This is a genomic window from Roseomonas sp. KE2513, from assembly GCF_016107305.1.
GTDB lineage: Bacteria > Pseudomonadota > Alphaproteobacteria > Acetobacterales > Acetobacteraceae > Roseomonas.
The window spans coordinates 19,409-41,058 of sequence record NZ_RCVR01000007.1 but is presented as its reverse complement, the minus strand read 5'-3'; the positions used below and the strand labels follow the sequence as shown (position 1 = coordinate 41,058).

General features: G+C 66.7%; 18 protein-coding genes, 1 tRNA gene and 1 other RNA gene. 9 read left to right on the top strand and 11 right to left on the bottom strand.

All coding sequences use genetic code 11. The annotated features are described in order from the left end of the window. Positions 1 to 117 precede the first annotated feature (117 nt). The 4 genes from ffs to recR all read left to right on the top strand — a co-directional run bounded on the left by ffs (position 118) and on the right by recR (position 3,371). Positions 118 to 213, top strand: an RNA gene (gene ffs / locus D9599_RS09035) — signal recognition particle sRNA small type. A gap of 63 nt (positions 214 to 276) precedes the next feature. Then, positions 277 to 2,304, top strand: a complete 2,028-nt coding sequence (locus tag D9599_RS09030; RefSeq protein WP_198380904.1) for a DNA polymerase III subunit gamma/tau — start codon at positions 277 to 279, stop codon at positions 2,302 to 2,304. Between the two features lie 29 nt (positions 2,305 to 2,333). Continuing rightward, on the top strand, positions 2,334 to 2,678 hold the full coding sequence (locus D9599_RS09025) for a YbaB/EbfC family nucleoid-associated protein (protein WP_198380903.1): 345 nt from the start codon (positions 2,334 to 2,336) through the stop codon (positions 2,676 to 2,678). 48 nt (positions 2,679 to 2,726) lie between these two features. Beyond that, on the top strand, positions 2,727 to 3,371 hold the full coding sequence (gene recR, locus D9599_RS09020; protein ID WP_198381067.1) for a recombination mediator RecR: 645 nt from the start codon (positions 2,727 to 2,729) through the stop codon (positions 3,369 to 3,371). Between the two features lie 9 nt (positions 3,372 to 3,380). On the opposite strand, the gene D9599_RS09015 is transcribed toward recR, so the two are convergent. The 6 genes from D9599_RS09015 to D9599_RS08990 form a co-directional block, all read right to left on the bottom strand. Continuing rightward, positions 3,381 to 4,583 carry a NupC/NupG family nucleoside CNT transporter gene (locus tag D9599_RS09015; protein ID WP_232480311.1) on the bottom strand — a complete coding sequence of 401 codons (1,203 nt, stop codon included), beginning with the start codon at positions 4,581 to 4,583 and terminating at the stop codon, positions 3,381 to 3,383. Positions 4,584 to 4,615: 32 nt separating this feature from the next. Further along, a complete protein-coding gene (locus tag D9599_RS09010; RefSeq protein ID WP_198380902.1) occupies positions 4,616 to 4,987 on the bottom strand; it encodes a gamma-butyrobetaine hydroxylase-like domain-containing protein in 372 nt (123 codons plus the stop codon). A gap of 6 nt (positions 4,988 to 4,993) precedes the next feature. Further along, positions 4,994 to 5,206, bottom strand: coding sequence for a Trm112 family protein (locus tag D9599_RS09005; protein ID WP_198380901.1), 213 nt, complete (start codon positions 5,204 to 5,206; stop codon positions 4,994 to 4,996). A gap of 22 nt (positions 5,207 to 5,228) precedes the next feature. After that, entirely contained in the window at positions 5,229 to 5,891 is a 663-nt protein-coding gene (locus D9599_RS09000; protein ID WP_198380900.1) for an LON peptidase substrate-binding domain-containing protein, read from the bottom strand. A 156-nt stretch (positions 5,892 to 6,047) separates the two neighbouring features. Next, a complete protein-coding gene (locus D9599_RS08995; RefSeq protein WP_198380899.1) occupies positions 6,048 to 6,974 on the bottom strand; it encodes a tetratricopeptide repeat protein in 927 nt (308 codons plus the stop codon). A 72-nt stretch (positions 6,975 to 7,046) separates the two neighbouring features. Further along, positions 7,047 to 7,568: a prolyl-tRNA synthetase associated domain-containing protein gene (locus tag D9599_RS08990; protein WP_232480310.1), complete on the bottom strand. Its 522-nt coding sequence runs from the start codon at positions 7,566 to 7,568 to the stop codon at positions 7,047 to 7,049. 76 nt (positions 7,569 to 7,644) lie between these two features. Here D9599_RS08990 and D9599_RS08985 point away from each other — a divergent pair. The 4 genes from D9599_RS08985 (at position 7,645) to D9599_RS08970 (ending at position 12,320) form a co-directional block, all read left to right on the top strand. Continuing rightward, positions 7,645 to 7,719, top strand: a tRNA-Gly gene (locus D9599_RS08985). Between the two features lie 887 nt (positions 7,720 to 8,606). Further along, the gene (locus tag D9599_RS08980; protein WP_198380897.1) at positions 8,607 to 9,932 is read left to right on the top strand and encodes an O-antigen ligase; all 1,326 of its coding nucleotides are present in this window, start codon (positions 8,607 to 8,609) and stop codon (positions 9,930 to 9,932) included. Between the two features lie 182 nt (positions 9,933 to 10,114). Continuing rightward, the gene (locus tag D9599_RS08975; protein ID WP_198380896.1) at positions 10,115 to 11,359 is read left to right on the top strand and encodes a glycosyltransferase; all 1,245 of its coding nucleotides are present in this window, start codon (positions 10,115 to 10,117) and stop codon (positions 11,357 to 11,359) included. A 127-nt stretch (positions 11,360 to 11,486) separates the two neighbouring features. Beyond that, positions 11,487 to 12,320 (top strand): hypothetical protein, encoded by an 834-nt coding sequence (locus D9599_RS08970; protein ID WP_198380895.1) that lies wholly within the window; start codon positions 11,487 to 11,489, stop codon positions 12,318 to 12,320. Positions 12,321 to 12,799: 479 nt separating this feature from the next. Here the strand turns inward: D9599_RS08970 and D9599_RS08965 are convergent, their stop codons facing one another. Both D9599_RS08965 and D9599_RS08960 read right to left on the bottom strand, forming a co-directional pair. Beyond that, a complete protein-coding gene (locus D9599_RS08965; RefSeq protein WP_198380894.1) occupies positions 12,800 to 13,135 on the bottom strand; it encodes a hypothetical protein in 336 nt (111 codons plus the stop codon). A gap of 800 nt (positions 13,136 to 13,935) precedes the next feature. Further along, a complete protein-coding gene (locus D9599_RS08960; protein ID WP_309228585.1) occupies positions 13,936 to 16,104 on the bottom strand; it encodes a PBP1A family penicillin-binding protein in 2,169 nt (722 codons plus the stop codon). 674 nt (positions 16,105 to 16,778) lie between these two features. Here D9599_RS08960 and D9599_RS08955 point away from each other — a divergent pair. Then, complete coding sequence (locus tag D9599_RS08955) at positions 16,779 to 18,215, top strand: phenylacetate--CoA ligase family protein (RefSeq protein ID WP_198380892.1); 1,437 nt, start codon at positions 16,779 to 16,781, stop codon at positions 18,213 to 18,215. A gap of 1,130 nt (positions 18,216 to 19,345) precedes the next feature. On the opposite strand, the gene D9599_RS08950 is transcribed toward D9599_RS08955, so the two are convergent. Genes D9599_RS08950 through D9599_RS08940 form a run of 3 tightly spaced genes read right to left on the bottom strand, consistent with a single transcriptional unit; the run spans position 19,346 to position 21,644 of the window. Further along, positions 19,346 to 19,741, bottom strand: a complete 396-nt coding sequence (locus tag D9599_RS08950) for a hypothetical protein (protein ID WP_198380891.1) — start codon at positions 19,739 to 19,741, stop codon at positions 19,346 to 19,348. Then, positions 19,738 to 21,108, bottom strand: coding sequence for a recombinase family protein (locus D9599_RS08945; protein WP_198380890.1), 1,371 nt, complete (start codon positions 21,106 to 21,108; stop codon positions 19,738 to 19,740). The genes D9599_RS08950 and D9599_RS08945 overlap by 4 nt, the downstream gene beginning before the upstream one ends. Beyond that, complete coding sequence (locus D9599_RS08940) at positions 21,105 to 21,644, bottom strand: DUF2924 domain-containing protein (RefSeq protein ID WP_232480309.1); 540 nt, start codon at positions 21,642 to 21,644, stop codon at positions 21,105 to 21,107. The genes D9599_RS08945 and D9599_RS08940 overlap by 4 nt, the downstream gene beginning before the upstream one ends. Positions 21,645 to 21,650 lie beyond the last annotated feature (6 nt).

Here is a 21,650-nt window from a genome sequence, read left to right as displayed (position 1 = left end):
AGGGGACAACACGGGTGCGTTCCCGGCGCAATGCCCGGTGGCCGCGGGGCTGATAGCCGGTTCATCCGGCGGAGACCCGGTGGACTCCTGGCCCCCCTCCCCCCATATTCCGCCGCGGAAGGCCGGTCGCGGACGGGCGCCTCGTCGACCCGGTCAGGTCCGGAAGGAAGCAGCCGAGGCGGGTAAACGCCTGGGTCGTGGCCGGTCTTCCACCCTTTGGGGTCCTGCCCCATCAGATCGCCTGGCGGCCCAGGCCGCCCCAACCCTGCGGCCCGGATGACCAGCGACACCGATCTCTCGCCAGAAACGTCGGACGAGCTGCCGGAGCCTCCGATGGAGGGGCCGGGCCTCTTCGGCGATCCCGATCCGGCACCTGTTCCCGCGGCGGCCTCGCCCGCGCCGGTTCCCGCCTCGCCCTCCTCTGCAACGCCGGGCGCCGAGCCCTCGCAGCCTTATCGGGTGCTGGCGCGAAAGTACCGGCCGCAGGACTTCAACGACCTCATCGGGCAGGAGGCGCTGGTCCGCACGCTGCGGAACGCCTTCGCGCAGAACCGCGTGGCGCACGCCTTCATGCTGACGGGCGTGCGCGGGGTGGGAAAAACGACCACCGCCCGCATCATCGCCCGCGCGCTGAACTGCATCGGGCCGGACGGCAAGGGCGGGCCGACGGCCGATCCCTGCGGGGTCTGCCCCGAGTGCCGCGCCATCCTGGCGGACCGCCACCCGGACGTAATGGAGCTGGACGCAGCTTCGAACAACAGCGTCGACAACGTGCGCGAGATCCGCGAGGCCGTGCGCTTCCGGCCGAGCCAGGGGCGCTTTAAGGTCTATATTCTCGACGAGGTCCACATGCTGTCCGGGGCGGCGTTCAACGCGCTGCTCAAGACGCTGGAGGAACCGCCGCCGCAGGTGAAGTTCCTGTTCGCCACCACCGAGATCCGCAAGGTTCCGGCGACCATCCTCTCGCGCTGCCAGCGCTTCGACCTGCGCCGTGTGCCGCAGGAGGTGCTGCGCGCGCATTTCGCCGGGATCGCGGAGAAGGAGGGCGCCTCGATCGAGCCGGAGGCGCTGGCGATGATCGCGCGCGCGGCGGACGGCTCGGTGCGCGACGGGCTTTCCCTGCTCGACCAGGCGATTGCCATGCCGACCGAGGGCGGCGTCGTGACGGCGGAGGGAGTGCGGGACATGCTCGGCCTCGCCGACCGTGCTCTCGTGCTCGACCTGATGGAGGCCGCCATGCGCGGCGACCTGCCGGGCCTGCTGGCGGGGATGGATCGCGCGCACGAGCGCGGCGCCGATCCCGGCGTGGTGCTGGCCGACATGGCCGAATTAACCCACACGCTGACGCGGTTCCGCGCCGTGCCGGGCTTGCGGAACGATCCCTCCATCCCCGAGACGGAGCGGGTTCGCGGGGGCGCGCTGGCGGAGACCCTGACCATTCCCGTGCTCGGCCGCGCCTGGCAGGTGCTGCTGCGCGGGATCGGCGAGGTGGCCGAAAGCCCAGACCGGCGCGCGGCGGCGGAGATGGTGCTCATCCGGCTGGCGCATCTGGCCGAGATGCCGACGCCCGGCGAGATCGTACGGCGGCTTTCCGGCGCGCCGGCAGGGCAGGCCAGTGGGCCTGGGCCACGCGGCGCGGCGCCGGCGCCTATCGGCGCCATGGCGAGCGCGGTGGCCACGACTTCGATCGGCGCGCCTTCCGGCGGCGGGCTGCGGGCCGTCGCTGGTGGTGCGCCGGTGATGGCGGAGGCGGCACCGGCCATGCCGCCCGTGACGGAGGCGGCGCCGGCCCCCTCCCCCACCACCTTCCGCGAGGTCGTGGCGCTCGCCTCCGGGCGGAAGCCGATGCTGCACGCGCATCTCGTGCACAGCGTTCACCTCGTGAAGTTCGCCGAAGGGCGGATCGAGTTGCGGACGCGGCCCGACGCGCCGCGCGACCTCGCGGGGCAGCTCACCGCCCTGCTGCAGGAGACGACGGGGGCGCGCTGGACCGTCTCGCTTTCTAATGCGCCGGGCGAGCCAACGATCGCGGAGCAGTCGCGCGAGGCGAAGGCGGCGCGGCTGGAGGTGGCGGGGACGCATCCCCTGGTTTTGGCCGTCATGCAGGCCTTTCCCGGCGCGCAGATCCGGGAGGTGCGGGACGCCAATCTCGACGCCTATGGCTTGCCGCCGCCCGAGCTTCTCCCCGGCCTTGCCAATGACGGCGAGCCGGTGGAGGAGGACGAAGTCGGCTATCTTCCGGCCGAGGGCGATCCCGGCTTCGCCCCGCTCGACGCCGAGCCGGCCGGCATGGACCGGCCCTGAACCCTTTTCCCTGACCGCGAGGACCGCCGATGAAGAACCTGGGCAACATGCTGAAGCAGGCGCAGCAGATGCAGGCCAAGATGGCCGAGATGCAGGCGACGCTGGAGGCCGCCACCATGGAGGGCCAGGCGGGCGCCGGGATGGTGCGCGTGACCCTCTCGGGCAAGGGCGACCTGAAGGGCATCGTGATCGATCCCTCCCTGCTGGTGGCCGATGAGCGCGAGGTGCTGGAGGACCTGATCATCGCCGCCCATGCCGACGCGAAGGCGAAGGTGGAGGCGATGATGGCCGAGGAGATGTCCAAGGCGACCTCCGGCCTGAACATTCCGGGCATGGGCGGCGGCGGGCTGGGCGGCTTCAAGCTGCCGTTCTGACGCGGCCATTCTGATGCGGAGGGGGGGCGGCATCACCATATGAAGAGGATGCCGTTCGATGCCTCCTCCGTGCGCGTTGCGCCCGCCCCGGGAGCCGTTCCGCCGAATGACCCGGTGGAGCAGCTCATCCATCTCCTGTCCCGCCTGCCCGGTCTCGGACGGCGTTCCGCGCGCCGCGCGGTGCTGAAGATGCTGCAGGACCCGCAGCGCCTGATGATCCCGCTGGCCAACGCGCTGGAGGCGGCGGCGGAGGCGGTGCGGCCCTGCCGCGTCTGCGGGAACCTGGATTCGCGCGATCCCTGCTCCGTCTGCCGCGACCCGCGGCGTGAACGCGGGCTGGTCTGCGTGGTGGAGGGTGTCTCCGACCTCTGGGCGCTGGAGCGGGCGGGGGCGCATCGCGGGCTCTACCACGTGCTCGGCGGCACGCTCTCAGCGCTCGCGGGCGTGGGGCCGGAGGATCTCTCGATTCAGCCGCTGGTGGAGCGCGTGGCGGGCGGCGAGGTGGAGGAGGTGATCCTCGCGCTGCCTGCGACTGTGGAGGGCGCGACCACCGGGCATTACTTGGTGGACCGGCTGCGGCCTCTCTCGGTGCCCGTCACGCGGCTTGCGCAGGGCGTGCCGATGGGTGGGGCGCTGGACGTGCTGGATGACGGGACCTTGGCGGCGGCGCTGAGGGCACGGCGGCCGGCGTAATCGCAGGCTTCAAGGCGAGAGCAGCCCCACCGTCGCGCCGGTCATGCAGCAGGCGATCGTCGCGGCGAGCAGCGAGGGCAGGCCGAGGCGCACGATCTCGGCCCGGCGCTCCGGGCAGAGCGCGCCCATACCGGAGACCATGATCCCGACGCTCGCGAAGTTCGCGAAGCCGCAGAGCGCCCAGGAGAGGATGAGCTTCGTGCGCGGGGCCAGCGCGGCACCGCCCTCTCCGGCCATGTCGAGGTAGGCGACGAACTCGTTCACCACGCCGCGAATGCCGAGCAGGCGGGCGGCGGCGGTCGCGTCCTCGGGGGCGATGCCCATGGCGAAGGCGAGCGGCCATAGGAGGACGCCAGCGATCGCCTCCAACGTCGTGCCCACGAGCGGTTGGAGGATCATGTTGATCAGCGCCACCAGCGCCACGAAGACGATCAGCCCGGCCATGATGTTCAGCAGCAGCGAGAGACCATCCGAGGTGCCGCGTGTCAGGGCATCCATGCTGCTGTCGTAGAGGCGCGGGGCCTCGATGTCGGCGCCCTCGGGGGCGGTCTCGCCGGGGATCATGAGGCGGGCGGCCAGGATGGCGGCGGGGGCGCTGACGAGGCTCGCGGCCAGGAGCTGGCCGGCCGCGTCGGGCACGACGTTGGCCAGCATGGCGGCATAGACGACCAGCATGTTGCCGCTGATCGTCGCGAGGCCGGCGGTCATGACCACCAGCAGCTCGGACCGGGAGAGGCTGGCGAGCCAGGGGCGGATGAAGAGCGTCGCCTCCACCATGCCGGTGAAGACATTGGCCGCGACCGAGACTCCGCAGGCGCCCGAGATACCGAAGGCCGAGCGCAGCGCACGGGACATGATCCGCACGATCACCGGCAGCACGCGCCAGTGATAGAGCAGCGCGGAGAGGGCGCCGACCAACAGGACGATCGGCAGGGCCCCGAAGAAGAGGACGAAGGCGCCACCCGGCCGCGCTTCCGCGAAGGGCAGCGGTGCGCCGCCGAGATAGCCGAAGACGAGGCTCGTGCCCGCCTGGGTCGCGCGCGCGAGGGCGCTCACCGCGTCGCCGACGAGGGAGAAGGCGGCACGGAGCGGCGGGATGTGCAGGAGGGTGGCGCCGAGGGTGATTTGCAGGGAGAGGCCGACCGCCACCGCGCGCCAGGGGATGGGGCGCGCGGCGCCACCTGCCGCCCAGGCGAGGACGGCCAGGGCCAACAGGCCGAGGGCGGATTGGAACTGGAGCGGGATCAGCCCCTCCCCCGCCCGCGGAGGTCGCGCGACAGGCCTTGCGTGGCCAGCGCTGCCACGTATTCCGCCCAGCGCGTGGGGTATTCGCGACCGAGGCGGTGCAGGGTGTCCCAGGTGTAGATGCCGGTGTCGTGGCGGTCGTCGAAGACTAAGCGCACGGCGTAGTGGCCGACCGGCTCCACCGCGACGATCCCGACTTCCCGCTTGCCGTGGACGAGCGTTTTCTGCCCGGGGCCGTGGCCCTGCACCTCGGCAGAGGGGCTCTCCACGCGCAGGTACTCGGCGGGCAGCTCGAAGCGGCTGCCGTCGTCGAAGCCCACGTCCAGCCGGCGCTCGGTGCGGTTCAGGCGGATCTCGGTGGGGGTGGGCACGGCGCCTCAGTCCGCGAGGCGGCGGGCCTCGTCGGGCAACATAATGGGGATGCCGTCGCGGATGGGGTAGGCGAGGCCCGCGCCTTCGCTCACCAACTCACCGGCGGCGCGGTCGTAGCGCAGCGGGCCCTTGGTGACGGGGCAGACGAGGATCTCCAGCAGGCGGGGATCGACGGCGGGAGATTCGGCGCCGGCGGACGGACCGGATGTCTGGCTCATGGGTTCTCTCTCGGCTTTCGCCTCAGCTCGGACGCACGTCTTGGCCCGTACCGGGCAAGCTGTCCATCCGGAGCATCGCAACCAGCATCGCGGCGCGGGAGGCAGGGTCGGGCGCCTCCAGCAGGGCCTGTTTCTCCAGGGGCTCGAAGGGGCAGACCATGCAGAGGGTGGTGACGAGGGCATCGTCCTCCAGCCGCTCGATCGCCTCCCAGTTCGCGTCGATTCCCTGAGTGCGGAAATAGGCGCGGAGCGCGTCGAGCAGCGCGGGGCGGTCGAGCTCGGCCGAGGGGGCGGGATTGTCCAGGTCCGCCGCGAAGGTCGAGTAGTCGGCGCGCACCCGGCGGTAGCCATCGCGCCCGGGCAACTCGGCCGCCACCTGGAAGCGGATGATGCCGGTGAGGCTGATCAGCAAGCGGCCGTCGTCGGTCTCGGAGAAGGAGGAGAGGCGGCCGAGGCAGCCGACCTTGTAGAGGCCGGGGGCGCCGGCCTGGGCGGCGGCGGCGGGGTCGGGCTGGATCATGCCAAAGGACCGGCCCTGGGCGAGGCTCGCCTCCACGAGCGCGAGGTAGCGCGGCTCAAAGATGTTCAGCGGTAGGCGGCCGCCGGGGAGGAGAAGCGCGCCCGTGAGGGGAAACACCGCGATCTCCGCCGGCAGGGCCGCGAGGCCGGAGGGCTTGAAGGGCATGGCCGGTCTTCCCGTTCGCCTGCGTGTAGGTGGGGCAGATGCGCCGGATGGGCGGCTTGTCCAGGGCACTGGCCGCTGGCCGGCGCCGCCTCCGCCCGGGTTGATCGCCGGGCGGTTGCCCGGGTGCCTTCGTTGAGGCACCCGGGCGGGGCTGCCTCAGCTGAAGAGCATCGAGGAGAGCTTGCGGCGGCCGGCCTTGGTCGCTGGGTCCTCGAAGCCCCAGGCCTCGAAGAACTTCAGCAGCTGCTTGCGGGCGGCCTGGTCGTTCCAGGCGCGGTCGCGGCGGAAGGCCTCCAGCAGGGCGTCGGTGGCGCCGGCGCGGTCGTCGGCGGCGTTGAGTGCGATGGCGAGGTCGATGCGGGCCTGGTGGTCGTCCGGGTCAGCGGCCAAGCGGGCCTCGTACTCGGCCAGCTTGCCGCGCGCCTCCCTGCCGGCGGCCGCAAGTTCGAGGGCGCTGCGGACCGCGGCGACGTCGGCGTGCTCGCGCAGCTTGGGCGAGAGGCTGTCCAGTACCTGGGTGGCCTGCTCCTCCTCGCCCAGCTCCATCAGGCTGCGGGCGACGCCGGCATAGGCGGCGGCGTTCTCCGGCTCCTGCTGAACGAGGGCACCGTAGAGCTCGAGCGCGCCCTGGTGGTCCCCTTCTTCCGCCGCCTGCTTGGCCTCTGCCAGGAGGTCGGCGGAGGGCATCTGGCCGCCCGCCATCTTCAGGAGGGTCTCGGTGAAGCGCTTCACCTCGCTCTCGGGCAGGGCGCCCTGGAACATGTCGGCGATCTGGCCCTGCCAGAAGGCGGCGACCGTCGGTACGGACTGCAGTGGCAGGCCGAGCTGGGCGAGCTGCTGGACGAGGGCGCGGTTCTTGTCGATGTCGATCTTGACCAGCCGCACGCGGCCGCCGGCGGCGCGGACCACCTTCTCCAGCGTGGGCGTCAATTGCTTGCAGGGGCCGCACCAGGTGGCCCAGAAGTCCACCAGCACCGGCACCTCGCGCGAGGCCGCGACGACGTCCTGCATGAAGCTGCGCTGGTCGCCGTCCTTGATCAGGTCGTCGGCCGTGGGCTGGGTTTGGTCGAGAGAGGTGCTCATAGCGGTTCCAACCTGGTCGTGAGGGGCGTTTCGGGCGATCTGCTCGCCCCCATAGATGCGCCGCGCGGGCTCTCAGGCAAGCGGGGACGCGGGGGCCTCCACAAGGTCGATGGCTTCGGGTGTGTGCCCTAGGCTTTCGAGAAAGCGCCGGAGATCAGGAGCCGCGATCGCGGTGGTGGCTGTGTTGGTGAGGGGGTGGAGGTTCACCGGCCCCTGCCCTTCCAGAAGGCGTCGGTCCATCACCAGACGGACGCTGCCGGCAGAAGCGTTCACCAGGGCGAACGGGGTGACGGAGCCGGGACGCACGCCTAGCCGGTCCCATAGTTCCGCCTCGCTCGCCATCGAGAGGCGACCGGTATCGAGGCGGCGGGCGAGAGCGTTAATCGAGAGCGGCGTGTCCTCCTCTGCGACGACGAGCAGGAAGGGGTGCGGGGGCCTCGCGCGGAGGAAGAGGTTCTTCACGTGCAGGCCAGGTAATGCGCCGCGCAGCGCCTTGCTCTCCGCGACGGTGTGGAGTGGTGGATGTCGGTGCGTAGTGGCCTGAATGCCCGCTGCTTTGAGGCGGGCGAGGAGGTTGTCGGGAGTTTGCGGCATTTCCCGACGATTTCCCCGAGCAGGGAGGGGGTTGCAAGCCCCCGCAGCCCGTGTCATACGCCGCCCCACACGGAGCGCGGGCGTAGCTCAGGGGTAGAGCACGACCTTGCCAAGGTCGGGGTCGAGGGTTCGAATCCCTTCGCCCGCTCCAACTTTCCACGAGACAATTTTTCTCTGGCAGGTTGGATCGCGCTTCTCCGTGTGTTCTGGCCTCAGTTTCCGCGCATAGCTTGATACTTCGAGTGCGGAACGAGCGCCGTTTTCTCTCTCCGGAGAGGCCATTGTCTCCGAAGCTTGGGACTTGGGCGATTTAGTCTACAAGGTTTAGTTATTTGTAATCGCTCGGCCTTTTCGAATTAGTCTTCCCCAGAGTTGGTGTTCCCTTTCCTCGGGCGATCGCCTTCAAGCGCCAACTGCGTGCTCTTCAGCCCCGAGCATCACACGTCATCCGCTACCAGCTTTGCGCAAGGCTGCGTCTTCCGTCTCGTTTCTCTTCAGGTCGAAGGGGACATGCTCCGATCTGCAGCCGGGGGATCGAGGCTGGTTCCAGGCACCTCCCCGCCACTGAGTCATAGCGCTTGCGGATACGGCATCTGTAGTATGTGAGGAGCCGCCTTGCGGACCCCTGCTTCGCACTCACAGTGCAGCCATCTCCCCTTGCCCGACCATGCCGAACCGCTTCCTGCGTGATGATATCGGAGCCGTGAAGCCATGAAAGCTTATGACGTTACCTAATGCACCCTCGTAGTGCGCATGAGGGGAAGGAGAAAGGTGTAGCTTAAATAATACCTAACTCGCGAACTCTTCGCCAGTTCAACGTCTTGAGTTGAAAGCTGAAGCGAGAAATCTCGACATCCCAACCAAAAGATGCACCAATTGGATTTCTGCCACCATTGGTTGATCTTCCGTCTTTACAGTACTAGCGGGAATAGACCGAGCATTTCCGCTTTTGCCGTGACTGAGCCTGCAGCATAGAAGTAGCTCTTGAAACTCTGTGTCACATCGTCTCTTATTGAATGCCTGTAACCGGATGGTCACATGCGTGACAGAGTTCCGCCCAGGCTGATGCAGTGGATGGCCGTGGTTTCGGTCCTCCTTCTCGCCGGATTGCAAGCGGGCTTTCTCGGCGATCAACCGATTGGCTTGCCATCGGACGAAGATGTCACGAGCATTGCCCAGGAAGGTGATCCGAGAAAGCAGCTCCTTTTGCTCGGTATGTACGTGGCGAACCTAACGCTACTTGTCTGGTACACGCGCCCGGGAGCGCTACTCCTGCTCGGGACTCCTCTGATCATCCTCCTGGGCTGGTCATTCGCATCGGTAACGTGGTCGGTTCTTCCTGGTCCAACTCTGCGGCGTGCAGTCGCTCTCTTAGGAGCCGTAAGCTTTGGATTACTTACTGGGCTGCACTTCAACGAGGATCAGATTACGAGAACGCTGATTAGGGCCGCGGTGATTACTGTTATCACGACGCTTCTCTTCACTGCAGCATTTCCGGGTCTTGGTCTAGACGTTCACAGCCAGCTTCGGGGTCCGTTTGCCCACAAGAATCTCCTTGGTGGCTTCGTGGCGATTGCGGCGATCGCCGCAATTCATCGGATCAGCATGGCGTGGCGCATGAGGCGCTTCCGGATCATGTCTCTTGATGTCTGCGCCCTTGTTGGTTCCTTCTCGTGTCTTCTTCTCTCCCGCTCCGGCACCCCCATCCTCTCCATCGGCGTTGCCGTGCTGGTTTCCAGCTTGGTGAAGCAGCTCCTATGGAGCGACGGCTTGGCGCGGTCCCTTGCCCCAGGGTTCCTAACAGGGGTTATCGCCTTTGCCCTCATCTTCGGCGGGCATGCCTCAGCGCTAATTGCGGAAGCGTTGGGAAGGGATGTGACCCTATCCGGCCGCACGAACATATGGGAGTTCGTGCTAGAGATGATTCGGCAGGAGCCGTTAGCCGGATATGGTTACGGCATTTTCTGGCTAGGGGAGAGCGCTCCTGGTGCCCTCTTCTGGTACTGGACAAAACAGTTCGATCTCCACGCGCATAACGGCTTCCTCCAGCTCGCTCTTGATGCGGGCCTCATAGGCGTCGCCCTCTTTGTGGCGAGCATCCTCGTTCTTTTCGTGCGCCTGATCAGTATTGGCCTCGCCGGAGCAGGTACGACTGCCAGTTGGGCCACAATGTTTCTGGGCTTATTTTTGATAACGAACATGGCGGAAACTCGTCTTTGGCAAGGCAATGAGCCGCTCACGGCCTTTTATGTATGGACGGTCGTTCGGGTAAATCTTGAGCTGCAGCGGCTTCGCAGCAGCTGTCAGATTAAGTCACAAGGGTACATCGACCTGGCCGAATCTCAGGTGCAGGCAAAACTATGACGCCTTAAAGCAGCATTGAGGTCGCCAAACACACAAGGGAGTGTCCCGGCGAGATCGGGCCGACGCATGGGGAAACTCGGCGCCGCCGAAGCAAAGCAGAGAATTATGTAGAATCCGGTCACCAACAATCTGAACCATGCACCGTTTCTCGGCGGCGAAACAACAAGGTGGAGGATGCCGTGATGACGAGACCGCAGAAAATAGCATTCGTCACAGACGAGCTCTTTCTGCCCCCAAGGAACGGATCGCAACAGATCTACACCTCCGTCGCTCAGAGATACGCAGATCAAGGCGCAGAAATTTATTCAGTCTGCTTCTTTCGTGATCGTGCACTAGCTGACGCGGAAGAAACCCAGGCCGCTTACCGCAAGATGTTCAAAGGGCACATGTTCCTGCCCGGCTGGAATAATGGGGGAAAGTTATCGGGGAAGCTGGGACAGGCGTGGCGGGAACTAGAGAGACGGCTCACTGGAGACGTTTTCGCGTCACATCCTCTGCTCGCGACATTACAAAGCGGACCAGGAGCTACGCTGCCAGCTCGGCAGCTGCTCAATTGGGATATTGATATTATCTACTTCCATAAGATTCATGCGCTTCAGCTTGCTGGCAGGATCATCCGCTACACTCCGGGGATCCAGATCGTCCTCGATCTGCATGATGACTTCGTCAAAAGGGCTAGCGAGTACCAGGAGGCTTATGGGAATTTGTTTCGCAAGCTCTCCCTTGCGTCGGCGGTTAAGCAACATGGTGCCGCGTGGCTACGACATCATTTCACACGGGTGAGCCTCGAACGGTCGCGACAGACCGAGCTTAAGCTGCTTTCGCGCTGCAACAAAATACTCGTTGCCTCGCCAGAAGAGTTCGAATTCTATAGCTCCTTCCCGGAGCTTGCAGGCAAGGTCATCTATGCCCCATGGCCGCAGGAGGCGCAGGCGCCATCCTGCAGGAGGAGAGACAAGCCGCCTGAGTTCCATGCAGGCTTCGTCGCGTCCGACGATGTCATGAACCTCGACGCCATGCTATTCTTCTCTAGTCAGGTGCTGCCTCTAATCAGACAAGCGATACCAGAGTTTAAATTCCTTATAGCTGGGCGAATTGCTGGAAAGGTACAGCCAGTCATCCGTAACGCGAGGGGGGTCACGGTTTGGCCTCACCTCGACGTGGTGAACGACTTCTATGAGAACATCCAAGTTGCAGTCGTTCCCCTGCGCTATGGAACGGGCGTGAGCGTGAAGGTTCTGGAAGCGCTTGCCTTCGGCAAGCCAATCGTCAGCACCACAGTTGGTGTGAGAGGGCTCACGTCAGCCCAGATCGCCAGAGCTACCGTGACGAATGACCCGCAGGAGTTCGCGACGTCCGTCGTGGAGTATCTGGCACCCGGGAAAACAGTTCCCCTCTCGGCACACAGCTGTCATGGCGACGTTTAGCTGGAAGCGGCATGCTAGTTTCGGGTGGAGTAGGCGGAGGAGCGGTTGCGGGCAGGATGAGCCCTGACTGGGCGCCCGCACGCCTCGCCCTGGCGCCCCGCGCCTGCCCGACCTAAGGGCAGGCACGATGTCCCGCCGCGTTCTCGCTCTCCTCCTCTTCGCCGCCACCCCCGTCGCCGCCCAGGACGAGCCGATCGAGCTCGCCGACGACCCGTTCGAGATCACCGACCCCATCGCCGCTGCCCCCGGCACCGCCGAGATCGGCGTCGTTGGCGCCTATGAGCGCGCGCGCCAGGGCCGGATCCGCGACACCGGCGCGCTTCAAACCGAGTACGAGATCGGCGTCCTTCCCCGGCTGGAGCTCCGTCTCGGCCAGACGGGCGCCTACGGCAATCTTGAGACCCGGCGCCGCCTCGGCACCGCCGTCGACCTCACTGATGGGGACACCCTGCCGCAGCAACAGGAGGAGCGCGAGCGCGCCCGCGCAGGCGGTACCAGTGGCCTCGGCCTCCTCTACCAGCTCTCCGAGGAGCGGGGCGCCGCCCCAGCTGTCGGTCTCCTCGGACGCATCCGCACGATCTACGGCCCCGGCCGCACCGCCTACGAGGCAGAGGGGGTGGCGCTCGTCGGCAAGACCTTCCGCCCGGGGCGCCTGCCCCTCGGAATCCACGCCAATTTCGGTTGGACCACCCGCATCGATCCGCAGCCCGGGGATCGGACCAACCGCTACCTCTTCAACGCCTCCATCGGTCAGGCCGTCACAAGCGACTTGGCCCTCGTCCTCACCTACGCCCTCTCGCAGCAGGAGCGTGGGAACCGCGACTTCAGCCTGCTCCAGGCCGGGCTTCGCTACCGCCTGCCGAACGGCGCCGTGGTCGGGGTGGCCGGAGGCGCCGGGCTGAACCGCGATACCCCTGCGCTCCAGATCTCGGTCGCCGTCCAGTTCGCCCTCGGGAACTAGGCCCAGGCCTTACCATCAGTGCCTCGGGCGAGGCGTCTGGCGGGGCCAACACCACCATGGTCACCTCGTGGCAGAGGGAGCATGCCGATCAGGCGCCAAGGCCGGCAGAGGGCGTTACTTGGGAAGCGTGGAAGAGAGGGCGGCCTAGGACGGGGGCTGAGGTCATGCTCCATCCCCGCCTGTTCGCCATAAAAGACAGGCAGGGCAAAGCACGGAGGCAAGGTAAGGCCGCTCCCTGCACCACCCGGTGACAGAGCCCGGCAGGTAAGCAGGGCGGAAGTGAGCGGCTGCTCTCCACTTCAGTGCCTAACTGCCGTCTGAGCGGCCATGGCCGCCTTCAGGAAGGCGACAGCGTCGCGCGAATGGCCAGGACAGGGGCAGAGCGGAGATGATAGTCCGTTGAAGCGGCTCGTCGCCCTGCCGAGTTATTTGCTGCCCTGGCGTCTCAACTGAAGATTTCGAGCCATCTGGAAGAGTGATCAGCGGCCCCAGCGATCTCTGCCCCAGCGTTCCCATTCATCTCGGATGTAGCGGTCCTTTTCGAAGTCGGGCAGGCGCGCCCAGTCGCGGCCGCCCCGCTGATAGTGGGTACGCATGCGCTGCTCGTGGAAGGCCGCATAACGCTCCGCACGGCGCTCCCGTCGCATGGCGCGGCGCTCCTCGCGTTCGAGGTCGTCGCGATAAGCCGGGTAATCGCGCCCACCGCCTCGCCATTCACCGCCATACTGCACAGGCAGTGTGTCAGCATCGGCGGCGGCTGGGCTGATCTGCATGAGGGAAACTGCCAGGATGGCGGCGAGGAGCGCGAACCGCATCATATGCCTCCATGGGGTACCAGTCCGACCTGGCCCGATTTTCTACCCCGCTGACCAAGGACAGCAGTGTTTAGGAAGGTCCGCTTGTACGCGCGACCCGCGGTGGGAGGTGTGCCAGTTACCGCCAAGTTGGTCTTCCCAGATCTGGCTGAAGCCTATCTGGTTCTGTGGTCGGCGGAGCACGATAAGCATCCCCGGAGTTCTCCGGAGGCGCAGCATCCGGCCGGTACGCCGGTGCGTCGCGCTGCCGCCAGCGCTCAAGCAACGATGGCACAGCATTGCCGTCATCGCCACCGCGGTCATTGCGCCGGTCGTCATCAGCGTATGGGGACGAACCTCCGTACGGTGAAGGAGGTGGATAGTATCGTCCACTCTCGTCCTGGCGGGGGCTCCGGTCGCCGTACTCGGGCTGACGGTAGGTGGGTGGGGTATCCTCCGGTCGGTAAGCCGGTGCGCCGCCATAAGGCGTGTAGCCACGGCCGTCTCGCCTCAAGCGATCATCCTCCCCACCTCGGTAACCTTCCCTGCTGTCACCAGGCCGTCCAAGAGGAGGGTAGGCTGGGGGTTGGCTATAGGTCGGAGGGTAAGGCGGTGTGGCGTAGGGCCTCTGCGGGTAACCGTCCCACGTACTCGTCTCGCAGCCAGACAGCATAATGAGCCCAGCAAAGGCGGCAAGAACACGCAGGCTTCGCATTGCTACCTCCACTGATCTACTCGGCAGGAGGTTGGCCCTACCCGGTGAAACGGGCGGTGTTGTGGCAGGGTGCCGGGCTCCACCGTGTTTCCAGCAGAACTAACCGTCACCATGCAGCCCACAGGCCTCGACTAGCTTCTCGGGCCTGATCCTCGGCTCGCTGCAAGGATGCTTCGGCATCCCTGGCGGCGCGGCCGCCGCCATTAAACAACACCACCTCGGAGAGGTCGCGGTCACCGACCTTGCAGCGGTGCGTCCCGGCATCTGCGGGTTCACATATCACCTCGCGCCCGGCCAGGTAGAGCGCCATGTCGCGCGCAGGCTCGCCCGAAAAGCCGATGACGCCTCCTAACCGCACCACCTGCCCAGCGACCCGTAGAGTGCCCGTGTCCAGGACAACTGCCTGACCTCGAACCGCCGGGCGCGGAGGCATGGCAGGCGGTGCTGATGGTGCGGTAGCCTGAGGGGGACGTCCTGCTGCCCCGGGCGGTACTGGACGAGCCACCGCGGCTGCCTGTGCGGTCGCGGTCTTCACCCGGTCTGCCTCGGAGACAAAGGCGCGCCAAATGTTGGCCGGAAGGGTGCCACCTGTCACGTTGTTGGTCGGTGTGTTGTCGTCGTTCCCGACCCACACAGCGACCACTACGTCGGCGGTGAAGCCCACGAACCAGGCGTCGCGATTATCCTGTGTAGTCCCGGTCTTTCCGGCCACTGGGCGGGGAAGCTGGGCGGCTCGCCCGGTTCCATCGCGCACCACGGCGAGCAGAAGGTCGAGCAGGCCGGCCCGTGCAGCCGGTGTGAGGACGGGTGCTGTCTGCCCGCCTCCGATCCCCGGTTCGGCCCTCGAGTAAAGAGGGCGATCGCGTGCCCTGACGGCACGAAGAACATAGGGCTCCACCCGTGATCCTGACGCGACCCCCGCAAAGGCACCTGCCATTTCCAGGAGAGTGACCTCGGTGCTGCCAAGGGCAATGCTGGGGACGGAGGCAAGCTCGGAGCGCACACCCAGGCGCTTTGCCACCTCGATCACCCGATTGCGCCCGACGGCCTCAGAGACCTGAACCGCGACCGTGTTGATCGATTGGGCGAAGGCGTCCCTGAGGGTGGTGCGGCCCCGGTAGCGCCCGCCGAAGTTCTGCGGCTCCCATGTGCCTATCCGCACCGGCTGGTCCACAACCGACGTATCGGGCTGCCATCCTGCTTCCAGCGCCGCGCCATACACGAAGAGCTTGAAGAGGGAGCCCGGCTGACGCCGCGCCTGGGTGACCCGGTTGAACTGGCTCGCTCCGTAGTCACGTCCGCCGACGGCGGCGAGCACCGCTCCATCATGGGAGAGGGCCACAAGCGCGGCCTGCCCTACCTTGGCGCGTGTTCCTTCACGATCCAGAGCAGACCCGACCACTCGCTCGGCAATGTCCTGAAGGGCTGGATCAAGCGTTGTGCGCACCATCACGTCGACGGGCACTGGTCCGACCTGCCGCCGTGTCTCGGCCTCGACCCAGTCGGCAAAGTAGCCGCGCCCGGGGACCATCTCGGGAGGGGTGCGGAGCGCAACAGGGGCATCACGCGCCGCGGCGGCATCTGCCTGTGTCGCACGGCCGGTCTCAACCATAGCAGTGAGCACCAGCCCGGCACGCTGGCGGGCGCCCTCAGGGTTACGCGTCGGTGCCAACTGGGAGGGGGCACGGACGAGACCTGCCAGCATCGCGGCCTCAGCCAGGCTCAAGTCACCTGCGGCCTTGCCGAAGTACCGTCGGGCCGCGGCATCGGCGCCCCAGGCACCAGCCCCGAAATAGGCGCTGCTGAGATAGCGGGCGAGGATCTCATCCTTGGAGAGCTGTCGCTCCAGCCAAACGGCGATGAGGAGCTCCTGCGCCTTTCGGGCCAGGGTTCGCTCCTGGGAGAGGTAGAGCAGGCGTGCCAGCTGCTGGGTGATGGTGCTGGCGCCCTCACGGGTTCGGCCGGCGGTGGCGTTGCGCAGGGCCGCGCGAAGAACACCGCGAGGATCTATTCCGCCGTGCTCATAGAAGCGCCGGTCCTCGATGGCGATGACGGCATCGGCGAGACGGCGGGGCAAACGGTCGGCGGTGATCGCATCTCCTCGCAGCACCCCGCGGGCCGCAAACGCCTCCCCATCTGCGGCTTCCAGCACGAGAGAGCCACCGGTGCCCGGATCCGCGACCATCCCTCCATCAACCGGCAGGCGAAGCAGGGTCCAGCCGACGAACACGCACCCGACAGCAAGCCCGGCAGAGGCCAGGGCGAGAAGCGTCACCGGCCGAACGAGAAACCGAATAGGTGCGCCAAGCGGGCGCACCAACTGCTGGAAGCGCCTACCCCTCGGAGCCTTCCCACCTGGATCGATAGATCGGTCCTCTACCAAGCGGTTCGCCCTGTCCGGCCTCAGCTCCCCGGGTCCACCCATGTGCCGCCTCCAGGTCTCGGGGGGACGTAGCGCGGCGCCGGCTCCGGGGCGTTGCCGTAATCCGATGGCGCAGCGTAGGGCCGGGCGCGAGCCTGAGGGGGCGCGGAGTAGGAGTAGGGTGGCTCGGCGCGGTACCGGTACGGCTCGCGGTAGCCGTACCGGTCGTCGCGACCGCGCCGACGGGAGCGGCGCCCCTTTCCACCCTCGCCCCCTTCGCCGCCCTCGCCCACGGTGACCAGGGGGGATTGCCGGGCTTCAGGGGAGGCAAGGAACCCTGCGGCACCCGCGCGCACCAGGGACGTGCCTCTCCCTCCATCCGCACCAGCGGCCTCAGGGATCGGCCGGCTCGCCGGTGCGGCAGTGGCGACGGGCAGGCTCACCTGCAGCACGCCAAGCATTGCCGCACTGATCACCGCCGACTGCATTCACCCTCCTGATGCCGCCTGAGAAGCAAGAGTACTGATCTCCCGGATAGTTGCATCTTCGTGGCAAACGTGAGGCGTGGTGGCACGGTTTCAGGCTCGGTGCTGCCGGAAAAGGGGAGAGGAGCGACCATGCCGCAGCCGGAATTCACGGTTCACTCGGCAGTGGATGGGATCGCTTGGCCCGGTATTCCCGCCGCCAATGGCGCGGCCATGCTGTCGATCCTGTTCCAGCTGGAGAGCAGCCAGTGGTGGCCGGAGGAGCGGCTGCTCGCGCGACAGCGTGACCAGCTTGCTCGCCTGCTCTCGCACGCCGCAGCCCAGGTGCCCTTCTACCGTGGGCGCCTCGCCCAAGGGCTTTCCGAGTTGCCCGTTGATAGCAGTTGGATGGAGGCCTGGCGCCGCATCCCACTCCTGCGGCGTGAGGAGATCCAGGCCGCCGACGACGCGGAGGCAATGCTTGCGGACGCCTTGCCTGCTGGTCACGGAGACTGGCGGGAGATCTTCACGTCCGGTTCGACCGGTCAGCCGATCCGCTCCGTGCGCAGCCAGCTCTGGGAGTTGGTCTGGAGCGCGTTCACCGTGCGCGACCACCTTTGGCACCGCCGGGACCTCGCCGGAACCTTCGCCACCATCCGGGAGAGCGGTAAGGGCAAAGCGCCATGGCCCGAGGGCACGGAGTCTGCCTCCTGGGGCTACTCCACAGACACCGTGTTCGCGACCGGACCGCTGGTGGGCCTCAACATCACCACTCCCATTGATCGCCAGGTCGAGTGGTTGTTGCGGAGAGACCCCGATTACCTGCTGACGCATCCGAGCATCGCAAAGGCCCTGGCTGAGGCATGCCTGACGCAAGGCGTGCGGCCTGCACGACTTAAAGAGGTCATCACCATCTCGGAAACCTTGCGGCCGGGTGTACGCGAGGCCTGCCATACGGCTTGGGGAGTGCCCGTTTCCGACATCTACAGCACGCGAGAGGCTGGGTATCTCGCGCTTCAATGCCCGTATGGCGAGGGTTACCACGTGCAGTCCGAGAGCGTCTTTCTGGAGGTGCTGGACAACGCCGGGCAGCCCTGCGGCCCGGGACAGGTTGGGCGTGTGGTTGTGACGCCGCTCCACAACTTCGCCATGCCGCTGATCCGCTACGACATCGGTGACCTCGCCGAAGTCGGGCCGCCCTGCTTCTGTGGACGTGGCCTCCCTGTGCTCCGGCGCATTCTCGGCCGCACGCAGAACATGCTCCTGCTGCCCTCAGGGGAGCGCCGATGGCCGCTCCTCTCCTCACCCGACATCGGCGCGTTGCTGTCGGCAGCGCCACCGCTGCAAGGCTACCAACTCGCTCAGACTGCCCTCCACCGCATCGAGCTGCGGCTGGTGGTGGCGCGGCCGCTCGCGAGTGAGGAGGAAAAAGCCCTTCGCCATTGGGTGCAGGAGAAGTTCGGTCCGACCTTCGAAATCACCCTGGTCTACCTGCCGGATCTGCCCCGGACCGCCTCTGGAAAGTTCGAGGACTTCCGCTGCGAGGTGGTGGTGCCTTGAGCGCACACGGCGCTCAGGGCGGCGGCGAAGATAAATAGGAAAGCAGTCGAGGGTACTAGGTTTCAGACTTGGCCCATAAAGTCCTTCTGCAGCCACCTCTCGGAAGAGGCTCGTTAAGTGGGAAACTGTGTGTCTGCTGGTATTCGCACTCTACGGATGCTCACGACCGGGCATAGAACTGTAAGTTGAAACACGAAGCTGGTGCGGCAGATATGTGCTTCCGGAGTCCTTGCGAAGCCTCATGATCAACCAGATCTCGACACGCAGAACTCCATAAACAAGCCATCGTAAGGGCACATTCGAAGCAGAATGGTGCGATGTAGATATTCCTCAGGGGTCTCGGGCAGGTTTTCCGCATAGCCCAATGCGACCTTTCCCGCCCAAGACCGTTACGGCGAGTATCTACAAACCCAACCCAGGAAAGGGGTAGGCGTCATGACGGGGTGGAGGGCTCTTCTCCTAGGCAGTTTTGCTGCGATGCTGGCAGGCCCTGTGCCTTCCGCTCTGGCTGATCCCTGGAAGGATGAAAGCGGAAACGGGCGCCGGGAACGGCACTACGACCGCCGCTCAGACCGGGACTACGGCCGCCATCGTGGTGACGATCGACGCTGGGCCGAGCCCCGGCGTCGAGAGGACGCACGTCGTTGGGAGTATGATCGCCGCCGCGACTACGACCGTCGCCGGGATGATTATTCCCGAGACAACCGGCGCCGAGATGGGCTGCAACCGGCAGAGATCCTCGGTCAGCTACTCGGCGGCCGCTGACAATGGCAAGTTAATCTGGTGTCCAGACCTCGGTCTGATTAGCCCACTAACAAGGGAGAACATAAATATGCGCAAAACAGGTGTCCTGCTCCTTGGCATAGCCGTTTTGGGCCTGAGCGGCTGCGGCTATAGCACCGGCGACCGTGCCGTTTCGGGCGGCCTCCTGGGTGCCGGAGCAGGAGCTGGTGTGAGTGCGCTTACCGGAGGCAGCGTTGGAACGGGCGCTCTGATCGGCGGCGCAGCGGGTGCCGCAGGCGGTGCGTTGACCAGCGGCCGTGACGTGAACTTGGGCCGCCCTGCCTGGCGCTGAGATCGGTTTATTCGACTATAGGGCTGTGCCGAGCAGGTCGTCCGGCACAGCTCTGTTAACCTGGCTCGACAGCCTGTTCTCTCCAAGCCGCTGGGACGGACTTCAGCAATCCGGGCAAGCCGATTACCGGGCACGGTGTTCCGTTCAGGACTGCCTCGATCAGGCCCGGTGCTAGCAGCGTCAGCTGCAGCAACCGCCCCATGTAGCCCCGGTCCAGCTTCTCTGCTTCCGCAATCTCAGTGATTGACGCATACAGCCCTTCATCTAGCAGGCGCTGGTACCGAAAAGCGCGCGCCAGCGCCTTCACCAGTGCTGGATCGGTGCGAGTGGAGATCGTCAGTGCTGGTATGGCAGCACTCGCCGTCCCATCCGGCGTCACTACGGTCTTCCGCCCTGGCCGGCGTCGAATGCTGAGCGGCACCTGGACCGTGAGGCTGGTGGAGGCGCTCATTCCGCTGCCTCCAGCATCGTCGCCCTGCCCGTGCCGAGATCCCGCACCAGACTTGCCAGCCCCTCCACTCGGAGCCGGATGTCCGCCCCCGTGCTAGACACCGTCACCCGCTCGACGAGCAGCCGCACGATCCGCGCCTGCTCCGCCGGGAACAGCTCGTCCCAGAGCGGCTCTAACTGGTGCAGGGCGTCTCGCGTCTCGCCCTCGGTCAGGTCGGGGTCGTTGACCTGCACCGCCGCCCAGGTGCCCACGATGATCTCCGGCTGGCATAGGAGGGCTCGCACCTGCCCCACAACGGCCGCCTCGATCTCGGCCGCGGAAACGCGCCGCACGAGGGTGGGGTCGGCCTGTTCCGCTGTGTCGGTGCCCTTCAGCGCCGCCTGCGAGACGTAGTACCGGTACAGCCGCCCCCGGCGCCGCGTGTGCGTTGGCGAGAGCGCCCGACCGTCCGCGCCGTAGATCAGCCCCTTGAGCAGCGCCGGCGTCTGGTTCCGCGTGCCGTTGCCCCGGGTGTGCGGGCTTTCCTTCAGTAGCGCGTGCACCTTGTCCCAGAGCGCCCGATCAATGATGGGCTGGTGCTCGCCGGGATAGACCTTCCCCTTGTGTGCCGCCTCACCGACGTAGGTACGGTTGTTCAGCAGTTTGTAGACGTCGCCCTTGTCCAGCAGCCGCCCCGACCGGCTGGTCAGGCCGTCCGCCTGGAGCAGGCGGGCGGTCTCGGTGCCGGACTGTGTGTCCAGGAAGGCCGTGAACACCCGCCGGACTGTCCTGGCCTCCGCCTCGTACACCAGCAGCTTCCTGTCCCTGACCTCGTAGCCAAGCGGCACGTGCCCACCCATCCACATGCCCCGTGCGCGGGAGGCGGCGAACTTGTCACGGATGCGCTCGCCGATCACCTCGCGCTCGAACTGGGCGAAGCTGAGCAGGATGTTGAGCGTCAGCCGGCCCATGGAGGTGGTGGTGTTGAAGCTCTGGGTGATCGAGACAAACGTCACCCCGTGCGCCTCGAAGGTCTCCACCAGCCGGGAGAAGTCCATCAGCGAGCGCGAGAGGCGGTCAATCTTGTAGCAGACGATGATGTCGACCCGGCCCTGCTCGACATCGCGCAATAGGCGTTGCAGCGCCGGGCGCTCCAGGGTGCCGCCCGAGAAGCCGCCGTCATCGTAGCGGTCCGCTACCAGGGTCCAGCCCTCCTGGCGCTGGCTGACCACGTAGGCCTCGCAGGCGTCCCGCTGGGCATCGAGGGTGTTGAACTCGCGGTCGAGCCCCTCGTCCGTGGACTTCCGCGTGTAGACGGCGCAGCGGAGGCGCCGAACGGGGGTAGGAGGCGGCACGACCTCGGCCGCCCTGCCCTGCCGGCGGCTCATGCGCCCCTCCCCTGCCCCTTGAGGCCGAAGAATGTCCAGCCGTTCCAGCGGGTGCCGGTGATGTGGCGCGCCACCGCGGACAGCGAGCGGTAGGGCCGGCCCTCGAACTCAAACCCGTCCGCCAGCACGGTGACCGCGTGCTCCACCCCCTGCCACTCGCGCAGCAGGCGGGTGCCGGCCAAGGGGCGGCTGTCGGCGCGGATGCGGCGAAGCACCACGTTGCCCCCGTCCAGCTGCTCGCCGAGTGCCTCCAGGCGGGCGCGGGTCTCAGGCCTGAGCCCGCCATAGGCGAGCTCCTGGATGCGGTAGGCCAGCCGGCTCTGGAGGTAGGCGCGGTTGAAAGGCGGCGGCTCCTTGCCGAACAGCTCGCGCCACTGCTGCTTCAGGTGCGCCGTGGGCGTGCTCTGGAGGGCTGCCAAACGGCCCAGCACGTCAGCAGGCGGGATGGCCGGGAACACCGGTGTGGGTGACACAGGCGGGGCCGCCTGCTGCTTCCCGGGCGCCCTTCCCTGCCCTGCCATCGATCTCTGCGTCATGCGTGC